The sequence below is a fragment of the Aquisphaera insulae genome (genome assembly GCF_011064615.1).
Classification (GTDB): Bacteria; Planctomycetota; Planctomycetia; order Isosphaerales; family Isosphaeraceae; genus Aquisphaera; species Aquisphaera insulae.
The window spans coordinates 1-25,411 of record NZ_JAALJH010000089.1 but is presented as its reverse complement, the minus strand read 5'-3'; the positions used below and the strand labels follow the sequence as shown (position 1 = coordinate 25,411).

The window sequence follows — 25,411 nt, the reverse complement described above, 5'->3', positions numbered from 1 at the left end:
GGATCATCGCCGCTTCGCACCGGCCCGCCCGTTCGAGCCCGCGGCCGTGACTTTCGGCCCCTCGGCGATCGCCTCGTCCCCTTCCCCCAGGCGAGCCCGCGCCTCCTGGAGCATGGCGGCGGCTTCCTGACGCGTCCCTTCGTCCGCGGAGGAGCCGCGGAGCATCGCCGCCAGCTCCTCCACCCGCAGGTCCTCGTCGAGCGGCGTGATCGTGGTCCGGGTCCGCCCCCGCTCCGTCTGCTTGCGGATGACCCATTGCCGCCTGGCATAGCTCGCGACCTGCGGCAGGTGCGTGACGCAGACGACCTGGTGGTGCCTCGCCAGGTCCGCGAGGGTCTGCCCGAGCGCCGCGCCCAGGCGGCCGCCGACGCCCGTGTCGACCTCATCCAGGACCAGCGTCGAGACGCGATCGGAGCAGGCGAGGACGCTCTTGGCGGCCAGGGTGAGCCGCGAGAGCTCGCCGCCGGAGGCGACCTTGCGGAGCGGACGAGGGACCTCTCCGGGGTTGGCCAGGAAGAGGATCTCCACCCGGTCCACGCCCGATTCGGGAGGTGGCGGTGCCGTCGGATCGTCGCCGGGGTCGCGCGGCTCGACCTCGACGGTGAGCCGGGCCCGCTCGAGCCCCAGGGGCTTGAGCCGGGCCTGGATGGCCTTTGCGAAGTCGCGGGCGGTCTTGCGGCGAGCGGCCGTGAGTGCCTCCGCCGCCACCCTCAGCGCCCGGAAGGCGTCCGCGAGCGGCCCGTCCAGGACACTCAGGTCGTGCTCGTCGCGCTCGATCTCGTCGAGCTTCGACTCGGTCTCCTGCCGCCGCGCGGGAAGCTCGTCGGGCTTGCAATGGAACCGCGTCGAGAGCCTGCGATAGAGGGCCAGCCGAGCCTCCACGTCCTCGAGCCGGGCGGGGTCGTCGTCCCAGTTCTGGCCGAGGTCCCGGAGGCCATAGGCGACCTCGCGGACCTCGTCGGCCAGGCGTTCCAGGATGGAGGCCGCGTCGGCGAGCTCCGGCACCGATTTCGAGAGCGGTTCGAGCCCGCGGGCGACTCGCTTGAGGATGGCCTGCGCCGATCGGTCCGCCTCATAGAGGGAGACGTAACCCTCCGATGCCGCGGAGCGGAGGGCCTCGGCGTTGGCCAGGCGATGAGACTCGCGCACGAGCTCCTCGTATTCCCCCTCGCGGGGATCCGCCGCCGCCAGCTCGTCGCGTTCGAACTCGAGCAGGGCCTTCTCCCGCTCCCTCGACTGGGTGGCCTCGTGGAGCGCCTGCCGCCGCTGGCGGAGCTCATCGTGCACGGAGCGGGCCCGTCGGTAGGCGGCGAGGGGCTCGCCGAGTCCTCCGTAGGCGTCCAGGAGGGCCCGTTGCCGTTCCGGATCGAGGAGGGCCCGGCCCTCGTCCTGGCCGTGGATGTCCACGAGCTGGTCGCCGAGCTGCTGCAAGGTGGCGATCGTCACGGGCATGCCGTTGACCTGCGAGGTGCTCCGCCCCTGGGCCGAGATTCGCCGCGTGATGATCAACGCCTCGTCGTCCAGGGGCCCGCCCAGGATCGATTCGATCTCCGCCCGCAGGGCCGGCTCGAGGATCTCGAAGACCGCGGCGGCCCTCGCCTCGGACTTCCCCGCGCGCACCAGCTCGGCCGACGCCTTGCCCCCGAGGATCAGCCCGAGTGCGCTCAGCAGCAGGCTCTTCCCCGCGCCCGTCTCCCCGGTCCAGGCGCAAAATCCCCGATCCAGCTCCACCTGGACGTCCTCGATCAGCGCCAGGTTCTGCACCGAAAGCTCTCGAAGCACGACGACCGGGTCTCCCTGACCACCTGGAATCGCCCGCGCCGGACGATCGGCGCCCGACGCACTCCATCGCACTTCAATCTTATAGCACACCCCGGACTGGACAGAAGAGCAGGTTGCCGTCGGTCTACTTCCGGATCTGCAGGTTGCGCACGTGGAAGGCGAGGGCCTCCTGGACGTGGAGATCCCAGTAGGGCCAGTTGTGGTCGCCGGGAAACTCCTGGTACTCGTGGGGTATTCTCATGGCGTCCAGGTGGGCGTGGAAATCACGGTTCTGGCCGAGGAGGAAATCGTCCTTGCCGCAATCCAGGCGCATGGGAGGGACTCGGCCGTGATCGATCTTCTCCACGATCGCGAAGGGGTCGTCCTGGCCCCCCTTCGGGTTCGGGCCGAAGATGCGGTCGAGCTCGACGGCGATCCCCTTCAGCCGGTCGTCGCGGTGGTAGTCGACCTGGCAGATCCCGACGGCCCCGGAATGCGAGCTGATGCTGCCGAAGGTCTCGTGATGCTTGAGCCCGACCTTGACCGCGCCGTAGCCTCCCATGGAGAGGCCGCCGATGGCCCGGCCCGCGCGGTCGGCCTTGACCGGGAAGGTCCGGTCGACCAGGCCGACGACGTCCTTGACCAGGTCGTCCTCGTAGGCGGGGCCGATCGCCGCGTTCGAGTACCAGCCCCGGCCGCCGTCGGGCATGACGACCATCAGCGGCAGGCCCTCGACGTACCGGTCGATGTTCGTGCGGCGGGCCCAGATGGTGTCATCGTCGGAGAGGCCGTGCAGCAGGTAGAAGGCCGACCACGGCCTGGGGACGGCCGGATCGTCCGGGAAGACCACCGTGAACGAAGAAGCCTTCTCGAGCGACCGGCTGAAGTAATTGATGCGGGCGAAGGCCATGGTCACTGTCTCCCTCGGTCGCCGGCATGGGGCGACGACCGCTCGCGGAACTCTCGCTTCCACCGCTCGATGACGGCAGGGATGCTGGCCCCCTCGGCCCCGGCATCCGCCCCGATCCCGGCCAGGAGGTCTCCGGCCGCCGCGGCGAGCTCGCCGTCATCGGCTCGCAACAGGATGGCCGAGAGGTCGACGCGTTGCAACAGCCCCTTGGTCACGGGACGCTTGGCGTCCGGGAAGCTCGACGCCGCGAGGATCGTCTGCGCGACGGGACCGTTGCCGAGGGCGCACAGGACCGCGGCCTCCGCGGCCGACTCGCAGGGGAGCAGGTAGCAGGTGTCGTCGAGCATCGTCGGCCGACCGAGGACCGGTCCGATGACCCGGAAGGTCGGGCGGCGGAGCAGCCCTCCGATGGCGACCTTCCAGGGCGAGAAGCTGTACGGCCCCACGCCGAAGATCGCGAACCGCGGCCGGCCTCGATAGATCGAGGATCGTCGGCTGCCGAGACGCTCGGCATGCCGCTCCAGGTATCGCCAGGCGAGCGGCCAGCGGTCGCGGATGGCCTCCGTATCCTCGCCGAGTGCCCGTTGCGTGACGATCAACGCCCGACGGCGCCGGCCCCGCGATGGTCCCTTCAGGTCGGCCCCCTTGATGAGCGGATAGAGGCACTCGGCCTCGACCTCGACGGCCTCACCGAGCCCGTTGCGCCATCCGGAGCGAACCGTGTCGCTCGACCATTCCAGCTCCATGACATCGGCCGCGTCGTGCTTCAGGCCCTGGCGCCAGGTCCATGGGCACTCGCCCAGCCCGAAGGACACGCGGTCGATGGACGGGGCGTCGGCCACGAGCCGTCCCCCCCGGAAGCCAAGGTGTGCGCGGGGACGTTCCGCCTCCAGCTCGGCGAAGACCGGGATCGTATCGACGCCTGGGACGCCGGGCGGCCCCACGGTGATCCTCATGAGGCAGGCGCCGACCGCCGCGCCGAACCACCGCCGGGCGTCGATCTCGAAGAGGGCGGCGTCGGCGATCGGGATGCTCCGGCGTCGGGCCTGCTCCAGGACCGCTCGCGCCACGGACGTCTTGCAGAGCATCGCGATCGTGGGCCGGATCCCGGCGAGCTCTTCCAGGAGCTTGATCCAGACGGCCTCCGCCAGGTCGAAATTGGACGCGCCGGTCCGCGCCTCGAGGCCGGACGCGTCCTTGAGGTTCCGGCGCGTCGGCGAGTTTCCGCTCCCCAACCGGCCCAGCTCCGCCGCGGTGACCCACGGAGGATTGCCGACGATGAGCAATGGGCCGTCCTCCCGCCAGGACAGATCGATCCCGAGGTCGAGATGGAAGACGCTCCCCTGGATGATCCGGAACGGCACTTCGGGGAACTCGCTCGCGATCCGGCTCGCCTCGGCCGCATGGGGCGGATGGATCTCGACGCCGATCAGCTCCCGGGGCGGCGGATCCAGGGCCAGCGATTCGCGAAGGAAGACGCCCCGGCCGCACGTCGGCTCGAGGAGCCTGGTGAAGGACGGAGCCCCCTTCCAGAGTCGATCGAGCACGGCCTGCGCCAGCGCGCGAGGCGTCTGGAAGTCTCCGAGGTCTCTGCGGCGGCCGGCGACCGGGACCGTCCTCGCGGCGATTTCGTCACGCATACTTCAGCAGCCAGAGCGCGATCGGCCGGGCGTTGTCGAACGGCGGATCGATCCGCGAGGCGTGGAACGCGGCGGCGATCCGATCGGAATCCGGCAGCTCCGGGGATCTCACGGTCCTGGGCAGCTTGCAGTAGTCCGGCGAACGGGCATCGATGCAGATGTCGTCCGAGCCGGGGGAGCAGCGGCAGGCGCGGAAGCGCTCCGGACCTTCCTTGCCCTGGGCCGTCAGCGTGACGCCGCGGATCGCCGGACGCGCGGGGAGGCCGTTGCCGACCGGATGAGTGACGATCTCGACCCTCACCGAACCGGCCGGCCCGTCGAGGTCCGCCTGAAAGACGCAGCCGTCCGGCGAGCAATCTCGCGACGGGGTTCCCCGCGGCTTCCAGCCGAGCTGGCCGGCGAACCAGGCCGCCATCCAGATCGCCAGCCGGGGCGGTCGAGACGGCTCCGGGGTCTCGACCTGGATCTGCAGCGAATCGATCCTGGCGAGCGTCTCGTGGTGACAGGGTGGGTCGAAGAACTGGGCGATGACCTCGCGCCAGCGGGTCAGGCCGTACCATTCGACGTCGCGGCTGCACGAGCAGATCGCCGGATCGAGGCCGAGCTCGAGCGACTCGAGGGACGTCCCCGGGTCGGGCAGGTCGATGAGGATCCGCGAGCACTCGTCGCCGAGGTCTCGGAAGAGGGCCTCGTTGTCGCGCGGGTCGGTGGTCCACCAGAGGACCAGCGGCAGGTCCGCCTCGAGCAGCGGCCGGACCGCCCCCGCGATCAGGTCGGTCGCATTCGGCCCGGCGTTGAGGACGATGCATTCCGAGCAGACCTGGGGCATGCCGGGGTCCGGCAGGTGGCAGAGCGCGGAGACCTCCGCGGTGATCCGCTTCTCCGGGGCGTTCGTCCCTCGGATCACGATCGCCCGGCACGGGTACTTGGAGAGGACCTGCTCCACGACCGGCCGCAGGCTCTCCACGTCCGCGGCGAGCCGTTCGACCAGCAGGTTCGCCAGCGAGACCCGGGTGACGTTCGGGTGCTCCGTCTCCGGCCCGCCGACCCGCTCCGCCGCCGGACCCCAGAGTTGCTGGAGCTGCGATTCGATCTCCCGCAGGTCCACCGGTATCCCCTGCCCCTGGAGGAAGGCTTCCGTCGAGCTTTCAGCACTCGCCATGGGTCGCTCCTGGCTCCTGTACGGATTGGACTCGCCCATTGTAGCAGGCCGAGAGCGGAAGGCGATGCCGCATGTGAGCAGCCCCCGCCAGGTCGAAGCCCGCGCAGGGTTGGCGCGGAAGGGCGGTGTCCCTATCATAAAATGGTCAGGAGGCTCTGCAGCGTTCCCCTCCCGCGATGCATGGCCATCCCCGTGGCTCCTCGACGATGCCCCGGGGCTCGGCGTCCCACCCGTGATGCCGTGCGACCCACCACCCTCCCGACCTCGCGGCCGGCCGGGCTCGATTGCGCACTCGTGGAGAGACAGATGAGCATACCGGTCGCTGCCGAGAATTCGGGCGGGCCGAAACAAGAGACTCCTGCATTCCTGGGCCGGATGCGAGGCCGATTAGCCCGACCTCTCCTGGCGGGTCTGGTCGTGCTGAGCCTCGCCGTCGGCGGGTACTGGGCCTGGAATGCGGGGATGCTCGGCGGCGGGAAACATGGGAAGCAATTGCCGGAGCCTGTTGCGGCGGTGCATCCGGTCGCGGCGCACCGTCCCGCGGCCGAGGCCGGCACGGCCGTGTCGCCCGGGGGCGCGATCCGGCTGGGGATCGAGCAGCAGGACGCGATCGGCCTCAAGGTCGCGAAGATCGAGTCGGGCGAGGCGTTCAACGTGCTCACGGCCCCGGGCCGGGTCGCGCCGGACGAGAACCGATATGCCTTCATCACGCCGCGCGCCGCCGGCGTGGTGAGGACGGTCACGGCGCACATCGGGCAGGACGTGAAGGCGGGAGAGCTGCTGGCGACGATCGACAGCCAGGTGGTGGGCGAGGCGAGGCTCCAGCTCTACTCCCTCCTCCAGTCACTCGACATCGCGCGAACGCAGGCGGGGTGGCAGCAGAAGATCCACGAGAGCACCGTGGAGATGCTCGACCGCATCCGCAAGCAGGAGTCACCCGAGACGATCTCCCAGGCGATGGCCAACCGTGCCGTCGGGGACAACCGCGAGAGGCTGATGTCGGCCTACGCCCAGTACCGACTGGCCCTGGCGACGATGTCGCGGAACAAGGAGTTACATTCTCAGAACCTCATCACCACGAAGCAGTTCGAGACCGTCACCGCCGAATACGAGGTCGCGCAGTCCTCCTACCAGAGCCTCATGGACCAGACCGGCTTCCAGAGCCAGCTCGCCAACACCCGCGCCCAGCAGGCCCTCCGCCAGGCCGAGGCCGCGGTCCGGGCCGCGCAGGAGCGGCTCCGGATCCTGGGAGTGAAGTCCGATGGGACCGAGCCGAATGTGGATCGCGGCCGGGTCGTGGGCATCGCGCCGGCGGCCTCGACGGCGGCGTCCGTCGAGAAGCTCCCCGAGTCGAGCCCGGAGCCGGAGAAGATCCTGCCGGCGGGGACTCCGGGCGTGGCGTCGCCGTCGGGCTCGCACGTCCCGCACTCGGATCGGCACACCGAGGCGCCGGTGAGCACGTACTCGATCTGGGCCCCCTTCGACGGGACGGTCCTCGACCGCGAGATGATCGTGCCGGGAGTGGCCGTGGAGATCACCCACCGGATCTTCACCCTGGCCGACCTGTCCTCGGTCTGGATCGAGGCGAGCATCCACGAGAGCGACTTCAACATGCTGGCCGTGAGCCGAGGGGCGGCCGTCCGGTTCCATAGCCCGGCCTACCCCGGGCGGGTCTTCGAGGGGAAGGTCATCTACACCGGGGACCTGGTCGAGGAGAAGAGCCGCACCGTCAAGCTGCTGGCGGAGGCGAGCAATCCCGACAGGCTGCTCAAGCCGGGGATGTTCGTGGAGGTGGAGGTCCGCAGCCCGCAGGACAAGCCCGCCGCCCGGGTGCCGATCTCGGCCCTCCTGACGCAGGGGAGCCGGACGTTCGTCTTCGTCCGGACCGGGCCGGAGGAATTCACGCCCCGCGAGGTCGTCGTCGACACCCCGCAGGGGGACCTGGCCCTGGTGCTCCGCGGGCTCAAGGTCGGCGACGAGGTCGTGACGTCCGGCGGCTCCAAGCTCAAGGCCATGGCCGTCCAGCTCGCCGACGCGGGGAACAAGTAGCTCGCGGAGTCTTCCGGGATGTTCGACGCACTCATCGCGTACTCTCTCAAGAATCGCGGCCTGGTCCTCTTCGTGCTCGCGGGGCTGGTCGCGTCGGGGGTCTATTCGCTCCTGCACCTGCCCATCGATGCCGTTCCGGACATCACCAACGTGCAGGTCATGGCCCTCACGAGCGCCCCGGCGCTCGGGCCTCAGGAGGTGGAGCAGTTCATCACGATCCCGGTCGAGAACGCGATGAACGGCATCCCGATGATCAAGGAGGTCCGGTCGTTCTCGCAGTTCGGCATCTCCGGCGTGACGATCATCTTCGAGGACGGGACCGACATCTACTGGGCACGCCAGCAGGTCGGCGAGCGGCTCGTCCAGGTCCGCTCCCAGATACCACCGGAATTCGGCCAGCCCGAGATGGGCCCGATCGCCACCGGCCTGGGGGAGATCTATCAGTTCGAGGTCCGCAATGCGGAGGACAATCCCAACCCGCTCTCGATCATGGAGCTCCGGACGCTCCTCGACTGGGAGGTTGCCCGCCGACTGAAGAGCGTGCCGGGCGTGGTGGAGGTCAACCCGCTGGGCGGGGAGCTGAAGACCTACGAGGTGGAGCTCGATCCCAATCGACTCCTCGCGCGGGGCATCTCCCTAAACCAGGTCTATGAGGCGATCCGTCGCAACAACGTGAACGCGGGCGGCGGCTACATCCAGCACAACGGCGACATCCGCGTGATCCGGGGCGTCGGGCTCATCGATCGGCTCAGGGAGCTGGAAGAGGTCATCCTCGCGACCACGCCGGGCGGCACGCCGATCTACGTCCGCGACGTCGCCACCGTCCGCTTCGCCCCGATGATCCGCCAGGGGGCCGCCACGCGGGACGGCCGCGGCGAGGCGGTGACCGCGATTGCCTACCTGCTCGCCGGAGAGAACGGCCGCGTCGTCGTCGATCGCATCAAGGAGAAGATGGTCGAGATCCAGAAGGCGCTGCCGGATGGCGTCGTCGTCGAGGCCTATTACGACCGCAGCACGCTCATCGAGAAGACCATCCACACCGTGGCGCACAACCTGGCGGAGGGGGGGATCCTCGTCATCGTCGTCCTGCTGGTGATGCTGGGGAACCTCCGGGCCGGCCTGATCGTCGCCTCCGCCATCCCCCTCTCCATGCTCTTCGCCGGCAACCTGATGCTGGGATTCGGCATCGCCGGCAGCCTGATGAGCCTGGGCGCCCTGGACTTCGGCCTCATCGTCGACAGCGCCGTGATCGTCATCGAGAACTGCGTCAGCCGGCTGGCACATGCCGACCGCGGGGCCAGGGCGATTGACGTCGTCCGCGACGCGACCCTGGAGGTGCGGCGTCCCGTCGTCTTCGGCGTGGCCATCATCACCATGGTCCACCTGCCGATCCTGGCCCTGCAGGGCGTCGAGGGGAAGATGTTCCGGCCGATGGCGCTGACGGTCATCTTCGCCCTGACCGGCTCGCTCCTCCTCTCGCTGACGGCCACGCCCGTGCTGGCCTCGTTCTTCCTCAAGACGGGGATCTCCGAGCGCGATACCTTCCCCGTCCGCTGGGCCAAGCGAGCCTACGCACCAACCCTTACTCTGGTCCTCCGCTATCCCTGGGCGGTCACCCTTGGGGCCGTGCTCGCGTTCATCGCCAGCATCCCGTTGGCGATGGGGCTGGGGGGTGAGTTCATCCCCCAGCTCGACGAGGGGGACCTGATCATCGCGCAGACCCGCCCCCCGAGCGCTTCGCTGCGCGAGGCCCTCGAGGATGCGGACCGGCTCGAGGGGGCCCTGCTGCGGGAATTCCCGGATGAGATCCGAACGGTGGTCAGCCGGATCGGGCGGCCGGAGATCGGCCTGGAGGCGGCCGGCGTCAACCTCACGGACACCTGGGTCCTCCTCCACGAGCCGGAAGCCTGGCGGCGAGCCGGCACCAAGGCCGAGCTGCTCGACCGGATCGACGCGGTCTGCAAGACGGTGATCCCGGGCACCTTCTACAGCTTCAGCCAGCCCATCGAGCTCCGGTTCAACGAGCTCCTTTCCGGTGTCCGATCGGACCTTGGGATCGGCATCTACGGCGAGGATCTCGACGTCCTTCAGAAGAAGGCGGACGAGATCGCGGGCGTCCTCCGCTCCGTTCCCGGATCCACGGGCGTCAAGGCCCAGGCGCTTGGTGGCCTCCCATTCCTGCGGATCCAGGTCGATCGGGACCGGATCGCCCGCTACGAGATCGACGCGGCCGACGTCCTGGACGCGGTCTCGGCCCTGGGCGGCAAGATCGTGGGCCAGGTCGTGGAGGGCCAGCGGAGGTTCGCCCTCCAGGTCCGCTTCGGCTCCCGCTACCGCAACGACATGGAAGTGATCCGTACGCTCAAGATCGCCGACCCCACCGGCCGCATGATCCCGCTCGAGGACCTCGCCGACGTCAAGCTCGAGGACGACACCTACGAGATCTGGCGGAAGGATCGGCAGCGGCGGATCATGGTCCAGTCAAACGTCCGAGGCCGCGACCTCGCCGGATTCGTCGCCGAGGTCCAGAAGCGAGTCAATGCCGAGGTCGACCTACCCCGCGGCTACACCCTGGAGTGGGGCGGCACGTTCGAAAACCTCCAGTCAGCGACCCAGCGACTGACCATCGTCGTGCCCCTGGCGCTGGTGCTCATCTTCCTGCTGCTCTACTCCACATTCCACTCCTTCAAGCTGGCCGTGCTGATCTTCCTGTCCGTGCCGCTGGGGGCCATCGGCGGGATCCTCTCCCTCTGGCTGAGGGGGCTGAATTTCAGCATCTCCGCGGGGGTCGGCTTCATCGCGCTCTCCGGTGTGGCGGTGCTCGACGGCCTGGTCCTGATCTCGGCGATCCGTCAACTCGTCGAGGAGGGGGTGCCGGTCCACCAGGCGGTTCGCGATGCGTCGATGTCCCGCCTTCGCCCGATCCTGATGACGGGGCTCGTCGCGAGCCTCGGGTTCGTCCCCATGGCCCTGTCATCCGGCGCGGGCTCGGAGGTCCAGCGACCGCTCGCGACGGTCGTCATCGGCGGCCTGATCACCAGCACGCTGCTCAAGCTCATCGTCCTGCCGGCCATGTACCCGTGGTTCGACCCGGGAGTGCCACCCCGCGACGAGGACCCGCAGGCGGCCGTCGCGTGAGGGAGACCGCTCACTCGAATCCGATCTGGCGGAGGCATTCGTAGGCCGCGATCGACGCGGCGTTGGCGAGGTTCAGGCTCCGCGCCGCGGCGTGCATCGGGATCCGCAAGGTGCGGTCCGGCCGCTCGTCCAGCCAGGCGCTCGGCAGGCCGCGGCTCTCGGCGCCGAAGAGCAGGCCGTCGCCCGGTGCGAAGTCCGCCTCGGTGTAGGTGACTCGTCCCCGGGTGCTGAACGACCAGAGGCGATCTCGCCCGACGGCCCGAACCACCTCCTGGAGCCCGTCGACGACCCGGTAATCCAGGTGATCCCAGTAGTCCAGGCCCGCCCGCCGCAATGACCGCTCGTCGAGATGGAAACCGAGCGGGCGGACCAGCCAGAGCCTGGCTCCCACGGCCACGCAGGTCCGGCCGATGGCGCCGGCGTTGGCCGCGATCTCGGGCTCGTGGAGCACGACGTGGAGGCGGACGTCATCCTTCCGGGTCATGGCTCGCTATCCGCTCGATGGCGGCCGCCGGAAGGGCCGTCGTGTCGACCGCTCGGGCGTCCTGCTGGTCCTCCGCGGCGCTCCGGCGGAGGTAATTCGGCTCGATCGACCAGAGATCGTCGCGGCGACCTTCCCGCCGGGCCTCCCGGGCGAGCTCGAGGAGCGAGGCGGCCCTGGCCTGGGCTTCGTCCAACCCAAACTCCAGGATCGTCGGCCCCTCGGGGATGGACTTGCGGATCGCCGGCGACTCGAGGGCCGGCCCCACGACCAAGCCCCCTTCGCGGACCCTCGCCGACCAGTCCGCAAGGCTCTCGAGCCGACTGCCGAAGACCCGGCGGAGCGGCGACCCGGGGCCGGCCCGCTCCCACTCTCCCGCATAGACGTCGCCGCGTTGCGCGTCCGCCACGACGTGGAGCCTCGTGGCCATCTCGGTCGCCGCTCGCGCCCAGACTTCCAGGCTGTCCAGGCCGATGATCTCCGCGCCGGCCGCGTAGGCCAGCGCCCTTGCCGCGGTCAGGCCGATCCGGAGGCCCGTATAGGACCCCGGCCCCAGGCCGACGGCCACGGCGTCGAGATCCCTCGCCCTGATGCCGGCCGAATCCAGCAGCGATCGGATGGCGGGGAGCAGGTCGCGGCCGTGACGCCGCGCGGGACCGTCCGCCGACTGGAAAAGTAGGCGGCGGTCTCCACCCACCTCCAGGCCGATGGCCGCGACGCGGCTCGACGTGTCGATCGCCAGGAGATTCATGACGAGAAAAGAGACTCCCGCCCGTTTGGCAGGCCATTGACGATCTACTAGACTAGGGAGGGATCGCGATCGGTCGCAAGTCCGGTCGTGCCGGTTGGGTCCATGGATTCGTGGACCTGCCCTATTCCCTTACGTCGATCTTCCTTTACCATTGTGTCCTGAGGGTTCCTCTCGACTCGTCCAGAGATGTCCCTTCTTCGCCACGATCAACGGATCATCGGTCGCCCAATCCCGGCGGTGCCGATCGGTCGGAGGTTTCTCCGCGGTGCGGCGAGCACTCATCAGCGATATACACGGGAATTTTGAAGCCCTCGAAGTGGTCCTGGATGATATCCAGTCGCAGGGGATCGAGGAGATTTTCTGCCTGGGCGACATCATCGGCTACGGGCCCAATCCCAGAGAATGCATCGATCGAGTCATGGAAGCCTGCGCGGTCACCCTGCTGGGTAATCACGACCAGGGGGCCATGTTCGATCCCGATGGGTTTAACATCGGTGCGGAGCGGGCGATTTTCTGGACCCGAAGTCAGCTCGAGAGCCCGCTCGACCGGTCGAATAATCAGAAACGGTGGGAATTCCTGGGCGAGCTTCCCAGGACGCACCGGATGGGGCCGTACCTCTTCGTTCACGGGTCGCCCCGGAATCCGCTCAGCGAGTACATCTTCCCCGAGGACATTTACAATCACCGGAAGATGGAGCGGCTCTTCCAGCTCGTGGAGCGTTACTGCTTCCAAGGTCATACGCACGTGCCCGGCATCTTCACGGAGAACTTCCAGTTCTTCGCCCCGGAGGAGATCGATAACGAGTACACGCTTGGCGACGGCAAGCTCCTGGTCAACGTCGGCTCAGTCGGCCAGCCCCGGGATGGCGACAACCGGACCTGCTACGTGATCCTGGAGGACGGGATTGATCCCAGGGACGGCGAGGGGGCCAAGCCGCGGACCTCTCCCCGGATCACCTACCGGCGGCTCCCGTACGACTTCGAGAAGACGATCCACAAGATCTACGCCGTCCCCGATTTGGAGCCGTTCCTCGGCGATCGACTCCGCCAGGGGCGTTGACCGACGAGACCCCGGCCCGGGCCATCGCCCGCGGCGGGTTCGCCCGGGCCATGGCGCGGGGGAATCCTGCCGAAGCCATCTGGCCGGGGTGCGGCGTCCTATGGAATGATGGAACGATCGCGGGGCACCCCGGCCGGGTCGTTGTGCCCGGTCCGCTCCAGCCTCCGGGTTGACCGATCGCCACCGAGCGGGCGAGTCGCGGCTCGGGCTTCGTGGCGTGCGCGGCTGCCGGCGTCCCCAGGACCTTGCTCCACATGAATGACAAGAAGCAGATTTACATCGTCTTCATGGTGATGATCCTCTGGATGCTCCTCATCCAGGCACTCGGCTGGGGCCCGCGTCCGGCCAAGAAGCCCCAGGCAGACCCGGCGAAGGTCGCTCAGGATCAGGCCGCAGCCAATCCCGATGCCAAGCCCGAGGCGTTGAAGGGCCAGGAGACCCCTGCCGCCGCGGGCGAGGGGACGAAGCACGCGGAGGTCGAACACGTCGGGCCGGAGGAGCTCACCCTCGGCGACGCAGCCGACAAGACTCCCGGCGGTTATCGGCTCGCGGTGCAGCTCGAGCAGAAGGGCGCCGGGATAGAGTCGGTGCAGTCGTCACGCTACGACGCCGAGTTCGAGGGCAGGCGGAATCCGCATCGACCCCTCCAGATCATCCGCCGCGATCCGATCGCACCTCCCTCGCTTTCGCTGACGATCAACGAGGAGAGCAAGGCCCTGGCGGAGCCGGTCGTGGCGGAGGCGGACGACGCGGGGGAGGGGCCGGCGCCGCCGAGGATCACCGAGGACCTGCTCGATTCCGTCCTCTGGCAGGTCATCCGAAACCCGGACGGCCGCGTCGTGCGAGCCATCCGATCGCAGGATCCCGCCACGAAGTCGGATATCGAGGGGCAGGAGGTCGTCTTCCGCGCCACGGCCTCCAACGGCGTCGTCGTCACCAAGACCTATCGGCTCTGGCAGGGGATGAACGGCCTCGAGGTCGAGATCGGCTTCGAGAGTCCGGACCGGGAACGATCGTTCTCCTACAACCTCTACGGCCCGCACGGGATCCCGATCGAGGGGGAATGGTACACGGGTACCTTCCGCGAGATCTTCTTCGGCACGATTCGACCCGCCGGCAACGGCGGCGGAAGTCTCAAGGTGGAGACCCACGCGGCCAGCGACGTGGCCAAGGCCGCCGACAAGCCGCCGGACAGCACCACGCTGCCGCTCCGATTCACGGGCGTCGAGAACCAGTACTTCACCTCGTTCCTGGCCCCCTACCCCGCCCCGACGAGCGACGAGACGCGGATCGACAAGGAGACGAAGGCGATCCTGATCCATCGGGACGCCCAGGCGCCCCAGAAGTCGGACGTCGGCGTCCGCATGACCTCGAAGACCATCCGACCGGGCCCGAACGCCCCGGTCGTCCATGCGTTCCGGGTCTACGCCGGCCCGAAGACCGACGCGGCCCTCAGCCCTTACAACGCGTCGATCCTGGCTTCCTATCGCAAGAGCAGCTTCATCCCGGGCGCCACCGCGGTCGCGCGATTCATCATCACGCCGATCCTCTCGGTCACCTACGACCTGACCACCTGGATCTCGCGCCTCTTCGGCGGGTCCGTCGGCAACTGGGGCGTCGCCATCATCCTGATGACGCTCTTCGTCAAGCTCCTGATGTTCCCCCTGGGTCGTCGCCAGGCCCTCATGGCCCAGAAGATGCAGACGCTCCAGCCTTACCTCAAGGAAATCCAGGAGAAGTACAAGGACGACAAGGAGAAGCAGACGCGGGAGACCCTGGCGCTTTACAAGCGTCACGGGGCAAACCCCGCGGCCGGTTGCCTCCCGGCCCTCGTCCAGTTGCCCATCTTCGTGGGCCTCTGGCAGGCACTGAACAGCAGCGTCTCGCTGAGGCATGCGCCGTTCCTCTGGATCAGCGACCTCGCCGCGCCCGACATGCTCTTCCGCTTCCCCGCGGAGATCCCCTTCCTGGGCAAGTGGTTCAACCTGCTGCCGATCCTGGTCGTGGGCCTGATGCTCGTCCAGACCAAGCTCTTCTCGCCGCCGGCGACCACGCCCGAGGCGAAGACGCAGCAGACGACGATGCAGTTCATGATGATCTTCATGGCCGTCATGTTCTACAAGGTCCCGGCCGGCCTGGGCATCTACTTCATCACCAGCAGCCTCTGGTCGATCGGCGAGCGCCTGCTCCTGCCCAAGATCACCCACGCCAGCGACCAGGCCCCCGAAGCCGACGAGCCTTCGGCATCGAGCGATTCGCCGCGGGGAACGAAGGGGAAGGCGGGCGCCGGGAACGCGAATGGCAAGGGGGCGATCGCTCCCAAGAAGCCGGGCGCGTTCAGTCAGTTCATGGAGCGGATCCTCGACGAGGCCCGCAAGGATCCGACCTATCGCAAGATGGTCGAGGGGCCCGATGGCAAGGGCAAGGATCGGAAGACCGACTCGGACGACCGGCGAGACCGCATCAAGCCGCGCTCGCGCCCGGGCCGGAAATAAGGCCGGACTTGCGGTTCCTGACCCCACGCACGGGCCCGGCCCGGGACCTCCGCCGTGTCGTCCCCGCTCGACACGAATGACACCATCGCCGCCATCTCCAGCGCGCCGGGATCGGCCGCGCGAGGGATCGTCCGGCTCACCGGGCCGGCGGCGTTCGAGATCGCGTCCGAGCCGTTCCAACCGCTCGGGGACGATGACTCGCCGACGCCGCCCCGTCGACGGGCCGCGCTCCATCGCGGCACGCTCGTCGTCCAGGGCCTGCGGCCTCGGCTCGAGGCGAGCCTCGCCCTCTGGTCGGGGCCGAGGACCTACACCGGGCAGGATGTCGCCGAGATCCACCTGGTCGGCTCGCCGCCGCTGCTGGACCTGGTCCTCTCGGGGTGCCTGGCCCGAGGTGCCCGGCTCGCCGGGCCCGGCGAGTTCACCCTCCGCGCCTTCCTCAACGGGCGACTCGACCTGACTCGAGCCGAAGCCGTCCTCGGCGTGATCGATGCCGCCAACGGCGAGCAGCTCGACGCCGCGCTCGAGCAGCTCGCGGGCGGGATCTCGGCGCCGATCGTCGCGCTCCGCGACCGCCTGCTCGACGTCACGGCGCACGTGGAGGCGAATCTCGACTTCGTGGACGAGCACGACGTCGATCCCCTCGCCGATGCTCGCCTCGCCGCCGAGCTCGAATCGGCCGCGGCCGGACTGCGGAGGCTTCTCGCGCGGCTGACGAGCCGCGACCGGCCCTCCGGTCAGCCCCGGGTCGTCCTGGTGGGATCGCCGAACGCCGGCAAGAGCCGGCTCTTCAATGCGTTGCTGGGCGAGGACCACGCCATCGTCTCCCCCGTCGCCGGGACGACGAGGGACTACCTGGCCGCCCGGACCGAGTGCGACGGCCTGGCCGTCGAGCTCATCGACACCGCGGGTGTGGAAGCGGCCTGGGAGCCGATCCAGGCGCAGGCCCAGGAGCATCGCGGGCAGCAGGCCGGCCGGGCCCATCTCGTGCTCGTCTGCTCGCCGGTGGGCGGAGGGGACGCCCCGGCGGCCGGGCTCGACCGAGGGCCGAGGGCCTTGCGAGTCCGGACCAAGTGCGACCTGGAACCGGATAACCTGGGTGCGGCCGAGGACGACGAGATTCGCACGAGCGCGGAGACGGGCGAGGGTTTGGCCGAGCTTCGAGCGGCGATCGCCCGCCGCCTCCGCTCGCTCGCCGGCGAGGGCGACCTGCCCGCGAGCACGGCCGCACGCTGTCGGGGCAGCCTGGCCCGCGCGGGCGAGTCGCTCGATGCCGCGGCCGAGGTCCTGCGGTCGGGACTGGGAACGGAGCTGGTCGCGATCGAGCTCCGGGCCGCGATCGACGAGCTCGGCAAGGTCGTCGGCGCGACCTTCACGGAGGATATCCTCGACCGCATCTTCTCGCGGTTCTGCATCGGGAAGTGAAAGCATGAGTTCACTCTTTTCGCCCTCGGTCGAAGTGGAACCGAGGGCGTTTATCGCCGGAGCTCTTCCCATCCTTCGAAGCGGGTTGGAGGACCGGGAACTCGACGATCCGATGGGGCCTGGCGGCGGCGAGGGGATGGAATCGAGGGCCGCCGCTCCTTGACTGCTGCATCGGGGCCCCTGCCCCGTTATCCTCGGAGGGATGCGGCCGCGACGCCGACGGCGGCCTCGCCCGCGACGGAACGAAAACCCCAGCCCGACCAGGGAACCGACCATGCTCAAGAAGATCCCGCCGATCCTGTCGCCGGAGCTCCTCTACACGATCGCCCAGATGGGGCACGGCGACGAGCTCGTGATCGCCGACGCGAACTTCCCGGCGGTGACCAATGCGAAACGACTGGTCCGCGCGGATGGCCACAGCGTGCCGGCGATCCTCGAGGCGATCCTCCAGCTCTTCCCGCTGGACTCCTACGTGGATCATCCGGCCGCGGTCATGAGGCGGGTGGACAAGCCGGGCGAGCCGGCCCCGATCTGGGACGAATACCAGCGGATCCTCGACAGCGCCGAGGGCCGACACATCTCCATGGAGCAGGTCGAGCGTTTCGCCTTCTACGATCGGGCCAAGCAGACCTTCGGCGTGGTGGCGACCGGCGAGGGGGCCCTCTACGGGAACATCATCATCAAGAAGGGCGTCATCCCGCCCAAGTGACTCATGGCCTCCCGATCGGGGCCGAATCGGTGTCGCCCTCGCCGCGGGCCCCCGCGGCGAGGAGGGACACGATCCGCCGCCGGAGGGACGATCAGGACTGCGCCTCGGGCGTCGCCGGGGTGCGCCCGGGCAAGGCCACGGTGCCGTTGGACGTCGCCAGGGGTGCGGGACGAGGCGGCGGCAGCGGGTCGGCGCCGCCGAGCTGCTGGAGGTAGTAGCGGGCCGGCTCCGCGTAGTCGGTGTGGTTGGTCAGCTTCAGGACCCGCTGGAAGTCCGTGATCGCCTCATCGATCTGCCCCCGGCGCGCCAGGCAGACGCCGCGATTGAGGTAGCACTCCGGGTCATTGGGCCGCAACGCCATGACCTTGTCGTAGTCGTTCATCGCGGCATCGAGCTCCCCCTTCTCCGTGAGGATCCGCCCGCGGTGGAGATGGGCCAGGACGAGCTGGGGGTCATTCTCGATGGCCGCATTGAAGTCCTCCAGCGCGAGCTCGGTCTCGCCCTTGGCCTCGCGGGCATAGCCGCGCTGGAGTCGGGCCTCGCCCAGGTAGGGGGCGATCGCGACCGCCTTGTTGTACTCGGCGAGAGCCCCGTCCACCAGCCCGTGGAGCAGGAGCTTCCGTCCTTCCCGCATGTGGTCCGGCACCGAGGACCTCAGCCGCTTGCGGACGGCACCGAGCTCCCAGACCATGACGATGGCGGCCGCGGCCGGAAGGCCGAGGAGCGCGACCCGGACCTGGAACCGGGTGGGATCGGGGAAGCGATATCGGGTCACCGTGACGTACTGGCCCGCCTTCTCCTCGACCGTCTGCTCGTGGATCACGAACAGGGTCAGCATGATGATCATCGTCCCCGCAACCCCGATGCAGCGCGCGAAGGTCCGAAACCTGCCCAGGGCCAGCAGCATCGCCGCCAGGACGATCAACGCCACGCCGACGCCGAACGCCCCGACGAGATCCATCAGCCCCGGGGCGTTGATCACTCGTTCGTAGAGCTCGGCACCTCTCATGGTCGGGCCATCTCTCTGGGAGGAAGTGTGGGGACTCGGGTCGATTCCGCACCGAGGGCGCCGTCCGCAACGAGAGAGGCTCCCGCATGGGATTGCCGCGGACTGGGCTGACTTCGGCTCTGATCTTGAAGATTCGGGGAGTCGAGGCTACATCATGCTTCCGGGCGAGTCTCCCCACAATCTACGAGTGCCCCTCCCGGGTGTCAACCGAGGGGATGGGTCTTCAGAACTCCTCGCGAGCCGACCGATGCCGGAGCTAGCCTGTCGCAACGTGATCGTCGGCGCCGGGGCCATGGGGGCCGCCGCCGCGCGGGCGCTCGCGTCTCGCGGCGAGCCGGTCGTTCTGGTGGAGCAATTCGCGATCGGCCACGATCGGGGCAGCTCCCACGGCGCCGCCAGGATCATCCGCCATTCCTACGCCGATCCCGTGTATGCGGGTCTGATGCCCGCGGCCTTCCGGGCCTGGCGCGAGCTCGAGGCCGCGGCCGGGGTCTCGCTCTTCGTCCGAACCGGCGGGGTCTCCTTCAGCACACCGGACGTCGACTACGTCGGCCGCGTGGCCTCCTGCCTGGCCGGGCTGGAGGTGCCGCACCGCCGGATGACCGGCGCCGAGTGGAACCGTACCAATCCCGCCTTCGGCGTCAGGGCAGACAGCGACGTCGTCTTCGAGCCCGACGCCGGCATGCTCGCCGCGTCGCGCGCCGTCGCGCTCCAGGTCGACCTGGCCAGGTCGATCGGGGGCGAAACGGTGACCGTCCTGGAACGGACGCCCATCCGTTCGATCGACCTGGACGGGGACCGGCCGGTCGTGGTGGCCGAAAACCTCCGCCTGAGGGCCGACCGTCTCATCGTCACGGCGGGTGCCTGGACCGAGCGGCTCTTTCCCATGCTGGGGGTCCCGTTGGCCGTGACGCGGCAGCGGGTCTGCTATTTCCGACCGGCGGATCCGACTCCCTACCGCATAGGCCGGCTGCCGGTCTTCATCGCGATGGGTGCAGGACCGCTCGAGGCCTTCTATGGGATGCCCGACCTCGGGGGCGCGGTCGTGAAGGCGGCCCGGCACGGCGGCCTCGCGACGAATCCGGACGACGACGACCGCGCCGTGACCGAGGACGACGCGACGATCGTCCGCGAGTTCCTCCGTGGCTGCCTCCCCGTGCTGGCCGATGCTCCCCTCGCCTTCACCGAGACCTGCCTCTACACCAGCACCCCCGACGAGCGGTTCGTCGTGGATTTCCTCCCCGGCCGCCCCGACGTGATCGTCGCCAGCCCGTGCAGCGGCCATGGCTTCAAGTTCTCCTGCCTGATCGGCCGGATCCTCGCCGACATGGCGATCGACGGCTCGTGCTCGCTCCGCCCCGCCGGCTGGGGACTTGCGGGCGAGGAGAGCTGAGGCCCGCCCGGTCGAGGCCGTTCGCGGAGCCCCGGCGCCGTCAGTCCGAATCGGAGGGGACGATCCACGCGCCGACTCGTCGCGTCCGATCGAAGACCTCGTCGGCCGCGCGGCGGAGGTCTCGTTCCGTGAGGGCTTCGAACGCGTTCCGAATCGCGACCGGGTCGATCCCCAGTTGCTCCCGGCGAGCCAGTGAGAACGCGACGCCGTACGGGTTCTGGGCGAGCGAGTGGTCCGGTAGCTCCGCCGTCCCCAGGAACATCGCGAAGCTCGTCCGGGCCGACTCCTTCTCGCCGTCGCGGAGGGCCGGGGCGATCGTCTCCGCGACGAAGGTATCGAGGGCCGTCAATGCGTCCGCCGCCGACTGGTTCGGCCTGGCCCTCGCGCTGACCGCCAGCATGGCGGGATCATCCAGGACGGGGAAATAGACGGATGGATGGCCCGCTTCGGGGCCATTTCCGGCCGGGGCGGCGGCGGCCCAGAAGCGGGCGGCGAGGACCAGGAACGGCGCGTAGAGCGTGCTCCTCGGGTCCGGTGCGGGATAGCCGACGCAGGCGACCGGGCCGGACATGGCCACCGCGGTGCGAGCCGTTTCCTCGCGGACGATCCCGGCACGGGCGGGACCGGGCTCGCCTGGCGCGGAGATGGGCTCTCCGGGGGGGAGTCCGGCTAAGCGGTCCGTCACGGCTCGGCGCGCCGCGTCCTCGTCGACGGCCCCGGCGAGCACGAGGATCGCGTTCCTCGGCTTGTAATAGCGCTCCCACCGTCCTCGAAGCTCATCGAGCCTCAATTCCTGCACGTGCGCGGGAAGTCCCCCCTTGCGGCCCCCCTCGGGGCTGGGACGGGCCAGCTCCCTCGCCACGTTGATCGCCCCCAGTGCCGGAATCCGGCCGAACATGTTGGCGACCTCCTCGAGGAGCCTCGGTCGTTCGCGATCGAGATCGGCCGTCGTGATCCGGAGGCTCCCCATCCGCGCCGCCGCGTCCTTGAGCTCGCGGTCCAGGTCCGCGGGCGGAAAGACGGTGGCGCAGACCGTGTAGCGGTCGCCGGTCTGGGCGTTGCAACCGTCGGGGTAGCCGCGAAAATAGGCCGCCGCGGTGCGGGCCGGGGCGTCGCCCGCCGCCGCCGTGACGGCCAGGTGCTCGAGCAGATGAGCCTCCCCGGAGCGGCCCCGGGGGTCGTGGTCGCTGCCGATCTGGTAGAGCACGACCAGGGCGGTCCGGGTCGCCCCGGCGACGGGCCGGATCCTGACCTTCAGGCCATTCCCGAGGGTGAAACGACCGGGGGCCGCACGGGCTATCGCCCCCGTCGCGGCCGGGACTGGGGGCGTGGCCTCGGCCATCGGTCCGGGGATCGTGGCCATCCGATCCAGTACCTTCCGCTGGCCCATCACGGTGAAAGCGAGTGTTGTGAACGGATGACCGAGGAGCACGGTTCGGGCTTCCCGGTCGTTCGCGTGCCGCGCCCGCGCCTGACCTCCGAGGGCATAATCGCGGGCGTAGGCCATTCCGCCCAGGGCTGCGTGCCGGGCGAATGCTCCTCCTCCGCAGGCCATGTCCCAGCCCATGGCCAGCCCGCCGGCCGAACGCCAACCGACGGACCCCCCGCCGAACGCATAGACGCCGACGCCGAGGCCCCCGATCGCGAGAGCGCCAACTCCAAGTCCCCCCAGGGCGATCAGCCCGAACGCCACCCCGCCCACGCTCACGGCCCCGACGGTCCGGCCTCCCAGGGCGACCAGGCCCAGGGCCTTGCCCCCGATCGCGAGCAGGATTCCCCGGGCCTCGTCGCCGATCGCGATCCATCCGCGTGCCAGCTTCGGACCGTGGTCGGGGTCCGTCCGTTCCTTGTCCAGCACCATCGGCATGGGCGCGGCGAACTGGACGTCGAGCACGGGTATTCCGAACAGGCTCGCCTTGCTTCGATAGCTGCGCGCTCCGATCCGGGCCGCCGTCGCGACCAGTCCGGACCGAAGGGCCGTTTCATTCGGTACGTCGTCCGGCGAGGGCTCGTCGCGGATCCGTTTCACCTCGCGAGCAAGGCGGGCGCTCTCGAAGGCGACGACGGCGAAGAAGACGGCCATCGAGCCGAGCAAGCCGATCGGGTATCCGGGCGTCCCGCCCAGAACCCGGATCAATCCCAGGAGCACGAAGACGAAGCCGAAAGAAAGGACCATCAGGCGACGACCCGAGCGGAGGATGGCATCTCGCTCTCGGACCGTGGCGGCGGCCTGGGCCGGCAGCCAGGTGCCGAGCCATCCGCCGAAGAGGCCACCAAACGTCCCGATCAGGCCACCAATCGCTCCCCCCGCACCGGCCAGTCCCGCGGCCTTCCCCATCCCCGCGCCGGCTCCGACCCCGGCACCGGCACCGGCCGCGGCCGTCGCCGTACTGACGCCCGCCCCGTGGGCCGCCAGGCCGGCCATGACGGTCAGGGTGAACCGGCGGCCTGGTCGACTGCGCCGCAGGCCGGCCTCGACGAGATCGAGGAGATTCGCCTGAAGCCGTCTTCGACCCCGGCTTAGACGTTGCTTGATGGCGTCGTCGCTCAGGCCGAGGGCCGCGGCGACCCTGGCGACGGACTGGCCTTCCCGATAGAAGAGGACGAGCGGCTCGCGGTAGCTCTCCGGAATCCCCTCGAGCGCCTTCCAGATGAGGCCCTCTTCCTCGTGGGAGATCATTTCTTCAGCGGGCTCCGGAGCATTCGTCGGGACGCTTTCGAGCAGACTCGCGCCGCCGGGTGCGTGTTTCCGACGCCACGACTTGCGCCGTGCGTTCCTCGCCAGGTTCCGCGCGATGCCGCACAACCAGCCGCGGACGTTCTCGGGCCGCTCCAGCGAGTCTCGCTGACGCCAGGCGGTCCAGAAGGTCTCCTGAGCCAGGTCCTCGCTGAGTGCCAGGTCGCCGCAGGTGCTGTAGGCGACGGCAGAGACCAGCGACTGATACCGCACGACCAGGACCTCGAAGGCTGCGGTGTTTCCCTGTCGGACCAGGCCCCAGGTCTCCGCGTCCGGACGCTCTGTCAACTCGGTCACCATGCTGGCTCCGGGCGTTTGCCGGTTTCCATCCCCCAGAGGAGCTCGACGACCCCCATCGGGCCGACGACCGCCGTCCACGACATGGTGTCGCTCGGGGAGACCGAGGTGACATCGAAGGGCAGATCGGAAAAAATCGAGACTACTCGCTCAACCCGACAGGAGGAGATATCGCTCATCCCCCTCTCGGGTGGCTGTGACGGAAGCGAAGCGACGCCACGGGATCGCAATGGCTCGCGCACGAGGCACCAGCTCGAGGTCCGGCCCGCGCGATCCCGTGGCGTCGCCTTCGGCTCCGCCACAGCCACCCATGCAACTCGACCATCCCTGTCGGGTTCGGCGAGAAGTCTCAAAAAATCTGCCCCGGCCGGTGTTTTGTCACAGCTTGATTTTCGGCTTGGCAGCAGGACAGGGAGGAATGCCTGTCCCCCGAAATCTCCAACCCACCTGGCTTTAAACCCGGGGGATAGACATTCCTGTCTGTCCCGCAACCCTTGTTCTGAGCGTTGACAGAGCACCAGGTCGCCGGGTAAGCGGAAAGGACGCATAGCACAGGCAATCTCGCCTCTCCCATCACCAACCCGAACATCACTCGGTGATCAAACACGCGATGGCTTCGCTCGTCGCCCGAGCTGCTTCGAAAAACTCGCCGGAAGTCCTTTCGTCGCAACGTTCCGAACCCGATTTCAATTTGGCTTCGCCCCCCCCGGGAAAACCGGCTTATGGCGGCTCTCCGCATTCCTCGCGACCGGGTGGTTCGGGTGGAAGCCCACCGAGGGCAGGCCGTTGACCTGACCAGAGCTACGGTATCGCCGAGGCGATCCCGTAGTGTGACCACGGCCACCCGGAAGCTCCGACGCCGGGCCGGGGATTGGGTTCGCTCGTCGCGCACGCCGCTTCGAAAGGCTCGCTGTAAGTCGTTGAACTGCAAGGTCAAAGGTTCGGATTTCGAATTGGCTTTGCTGGCGCCTTCGCCAATGGCTGAGAGGCAGGGCCTGGGGCGTTTGACCGTTGGCACAGTGCTGCGGCGGGGTGGCCGTGATGGACGCGCAGCGACACCATGGCGAGGCAAGCTGTGGCGCCGGACGGGCTTTGCTCCCAGGCCACGGCGGTCCCGTGGTGTTCCTTCCACCACGGCCACCCGGAGGCTCTGCGTGGCGGCCAGGAGTGTCCTGAACCACCCTCAGGATTTGCGACGGTCCCACTTTGCCCCCCGCTCGGGAAGACGACTCGACGATCCCGTCGATCGTTGGAGACCCTCGGCGCAAGACCTGAGTCCGCGATCGGCGTCGGGAGGTCGCGAGCGAACCTTCCACGTCACCCCTGCGACTGGAGGATCCGCCTCGTCCCCTTGATCTTCCCACCCGCACGTCATCGCGGCGGATCTCCTTCAGCCTCGTTATCGGCTCCTCCGCTCCTCCGCTCGTCCGATCGGCGCGCACGTAACCTCTATGGAGATAGTGCGCCATGTTTCGCGTTTTTCGTTCCCGGCAGACGGAATTTCCCAGAGATTGTTTCCGCTGAAATCGGCGAAATCCGGACTTTCGGACCACCTGCTCGTTTCAAACACACGCAACGCAACTCCTGGCCCGCAAGACATCTAAGAGCCTGTGATCCGTTTGAATAAGATCGTCGAGTCGATCCTAAATGGCATTTCGGATTATGTCGGATATAACAAGAATTTACTATTGCTTACGCTCGCCACGCTTGGTCTCATAATCCTCGTCCGATACCGCCGCAATTCCCGCCGCCTCCGGACCGCCCACTCTCAACGGCCCGAAGACGACGCCGCAGTGCAAATGCGTCTTCCCGAACCATTCCAAAGCTATCGCACCTGGTTTGTCCCTGGGAGGTCCCATGGCCCGCTCTCGCCTCGTGCGCAAGGACCGTCTCCGCCCCCCCCTGCGTTGAAGGGCTTGTTGCTTGACCGACTCGAGGAGCGATCGCTGGTCGCCGAGCCGATCAACGTCTTCGCGCTCAGCATGGGAGTCCCCATGGGCCTGATCGGCGCGGTCCGTTCGGGGCAGATGCTGACGGCGAGGGCGACGGCCCGGGCCGTCGCCGCGGTGCCGGGACCGGACCTGTCGACGACGGTGACCCGTTCCAGCCCGTTGACCCTGAGCCACGGCTCGCCCGGTCGCCGGATCGAGGCGGCTCTCGCAGGGCAACAGGTTCGGCGAGCGGTTGCGGAGGCGCCATTTGCCGGGCTGAACCTCGCCCTGCCGGCGGAAGCCGGCTACGGCACCGACGGCCTCGGCCTCGGCAAGGCCCACGCCGGCGCGGGGCAGGCCGCGGGGGCGGGGGCGTCCGGGCCGGCGCAGGTGCTGGGCAACGGCGGCTCGTCCGCGGCCGTCCGCCCGGGCGAGCCGGCTCGGTCCGCGAGCCGCGCCAGCC

At 68.9% G+C, this 25,411-nt stretch carries 16 protein-coding genes and 1 pseudogene; 8 read left to right on the top strand and 9 right to left on the bottom strand.

Features of this window, described 5'->3' with window-relative positions; translation table 11 throughout:
* Nucleotides 1-3 precede the first annotated feature (3 nt).
* From recN to G6O54_RS30530, 4 genes are all read right to left on the bottom strand, one after another.
* Nucleotides 4-1,782: a DNA repair protein RecN gene (recN, locus tag G6O54_RS30545; RefSeq protein WP_165232357.1), complete on the bottom strand. Its 1,779-nt coding sequence runs from the start codon at nt 1,780-1,782 to the stop codon at nt 4-6.
* 124 nt (nt 1,783-1,906) lie between these two features.
* Entirely contained in the window at nt 1,907-2,671 is a 765-nt protein-coding gene (locus G6O54_RS30540) for an alpha/beta hydrolase (protein ID WP_165232354.1), read from the bottom strand.
* Nucleotides 2,672-2,673: 2 nt separating this feature from the next.
* Nucleotides 2,674-4,311, bottom strand: a complete 1,638-nt coding sequence (locus G6O54_RS30535) for a class I SAM-dependent methyltransferase (RefSeq protein ID WP_165232351.1) — start codon at nt 4,309-4,311, stop codon at nt 2,674-2,676.
* Nucleotides 4,304-5,473, bottom strand: a complete 1,170-nt coding sequence (locus G6O54_RS30530) for a glucose-6-phosphate dehydrogenase assembly protein OpcA (RefSeq protein ID WP_165232348.1) — start codon at nt 5,471-5,473, stop codon at nt 4,304-4,306. The genes G6O54_RS30535 and G6O54_RS30530 overlap by 8 nt, the downstream gene beginning before the upstream one ends.
* Before the next feature lie 306 nt (nt 5,474-5,779).
* On the opposite strand from G6O54_RS30530, the gene G6O54_RS30525 reads away from it, so the two are divergent.
* Nucleotides 5,780-7,522, top strand: a complete 1,743-nt coding sequence (locus G6O54_RS30525) for an efflux RND transporter periplasmic adaptor subunit (RefSeq protein WP_250847166.1) — start codon at nt 5,780-5,782, stop codon at nt 7,520-7,522.
* An 18-nt stretch (nt 7,523-7,540) separates the two neighbouring features.
* Entirely contained in the window at nt 7,541-10,660 is a 3,120-nt protein-coding gene (locus G6O54_RS30520) for an efflux RND transporter permease subunit (protein ID WP_165232345.1), read from the top strand.
* A gap of 10 nt (nt 10,661-10,670) precedes the next feature.
* Here G6O54_RS30520 and G6O54_RS30515 read toward each other — a convergent pair whose 3' ends face one another.
* Together G6O54_RS30515 and tsaB are read right to left on the bottom strand one after the other, a co-directional pair.
* Entirely contained in the window at nt 10,671-11,144 is a 474-nt protein-coding gene (locus G6O54_RS30515; protein WP_165232342.1) for a tRNA (cytidine(34)-2'-O)-methyltransferase, read from the bottom strand.
* On the bottom strand, nt 11,128-11,892 hold the full coding sequence (tsaB, locus tag G6O54_RS30510) for a tRNA (adenosine(37)-N6)-threonylcarbamoyltransferase complex dimerization subunit type 1 TsaB (RefSeq protein WP_165232339.1): 765 nt from the start codon (nt 11,890-11,892) through the stop codon (nt 11,128-11,130). The genes G6O54_RS30515 and tsaB overlap by 17 nt, the downstream gene beginning before the upstream one ends.
* Nucleotides 11,893-12,157: 265 nt before the next feature.
* Between tsaB and G6O54_RS30505 the strand changes: the two genes are divergently transcribed.
* The 4 genes from G6O54_RS30505 to G6O54_RS30490 all read left to right on the top strand — a co-directional run bounded on the left by G6O54_RS30505 (nt 12,158) and on the right by G6O54_RS30490 (nt 17,581).
* On the top strand, nt 12,158-12,952 hold the full coding sequence (locus G6O54_RS30505; RefSeq protein ID WP_165232336.1) for a metallophosphoesterase family protein: 795 nt from the start codon (nt 12,158-12,160) through the stop codon (nt 12,950-12,952).
* 254 nt (nt 12,953-13,206) lie between these two features.
* Nucleotides 13,207-15,447, top strand: coding sequence for a membrane protein insertase YidC (yidC, locus tag G6O54_RS30500; protein ID WP_165232333.1), 2,241 nt, complete (start codon nt 13,207-13,209; stop codon nt 15,445-15,447).
* Nucleotides 15,448-15,501: 54 nt separating this feature from the next.
* Nucleotides 15,502-16,872 carry a tRNA modification GTPase gene (locus G6O54_RS30495; protein ID WP_165232330.1) on the top strand — a complete coding sequence of 457 codons (1,371 nt, stop codon included), beginning with the start codon at nt 15,502-15,504 and terminating at the stop codon, nt 16,870-16,872.
* A gap of 274 nt (nt 16,873-17,146) precedes the next feature.
* The gene (locus G6O54_RS30490) at nt 17,147-17,581 is read left to right on the top strand and encodes an RbsD/FucU family protein (protein WP_165232327.1); all 435 of its coding nucleotides are present in this window, start codon (nt 17,147-17,149) and stop codon (nt 17,579-17,581) included.
* Nucleotides 17,582-17,672: 91 nt separating this feature from the next.
* On the opposite strand, the gene G6O54_RS30485 is transcribed toward G6O54_RS30490, so the two are convergent.
* On the bottom strand, nt 17,673-18,590 hold the full coding sequence (locus G6O54_RS30485; RefSeq protein ID WP_165232324.1) for a tetratricopeptide repeat protein: 918 nt from the start codon (nt 18,588-18,590) through the stop codon (nt 17,673-17,675).
* A 247-nt stretch (nt 18,591-18,837) separates the two neighbouring features.
* On the opposite strand from G6O54_RS30485, the gene solA reads away from it, so the two are divergent.
* Nucleotides 18,838-19,983 (top strand): N-methyl-L-tryptophan oxidase, encoded by a 1,146-nt coding sequence (solA, locus tag G6O54_RS30480; protein WP_165232320.1) that lies wholly within the window; start codon nt 18,838-18,840, stop codon nt 19,981-19,983.
* A gap of 40 nt (nt 19,984-20,023) precedes the next feature.
* Here the strand turns inward: solA and G6O54_RS30475 are convergent, their stop codons facing one another.
* Nucleotides 20,024-23,020: a sigma-70 family RNA polymerase sigma factor gene (locus tag G6O54_RS30475; RefSeq protein WP_165232317.1), complete on the bottom strand. Its 2,997-nt coding sequence runs from the start codon at nt 23,018-23,020 to the stop codon at nt 20,024-20,026.
* Entirely contained in the window at nt 23,014-23,196 is a 183-nt protein-coding gene (locus G6O54_RS30470; RefSeq protein ID WP_165232314.1) for a hypothetical protein, read from the bottom strand. The genes G6O54_RS30475 and G6O54_RS30470 overlap by 7 nt, the downstream gene beginning before the upstream one ends.
* Nucleotides 23,197-24,936: 1,740 nt before the next feature.
* On the opposite strand from G6O54_RS30470, the pseudogene G6O54_RS30465 reads away from it, so the two are divergent.
* A pseudogene (locus G6O54_RS30465) lies at nt 24,937-25,411 on the top strand (hypothetical protein); the annotation flags it as partial.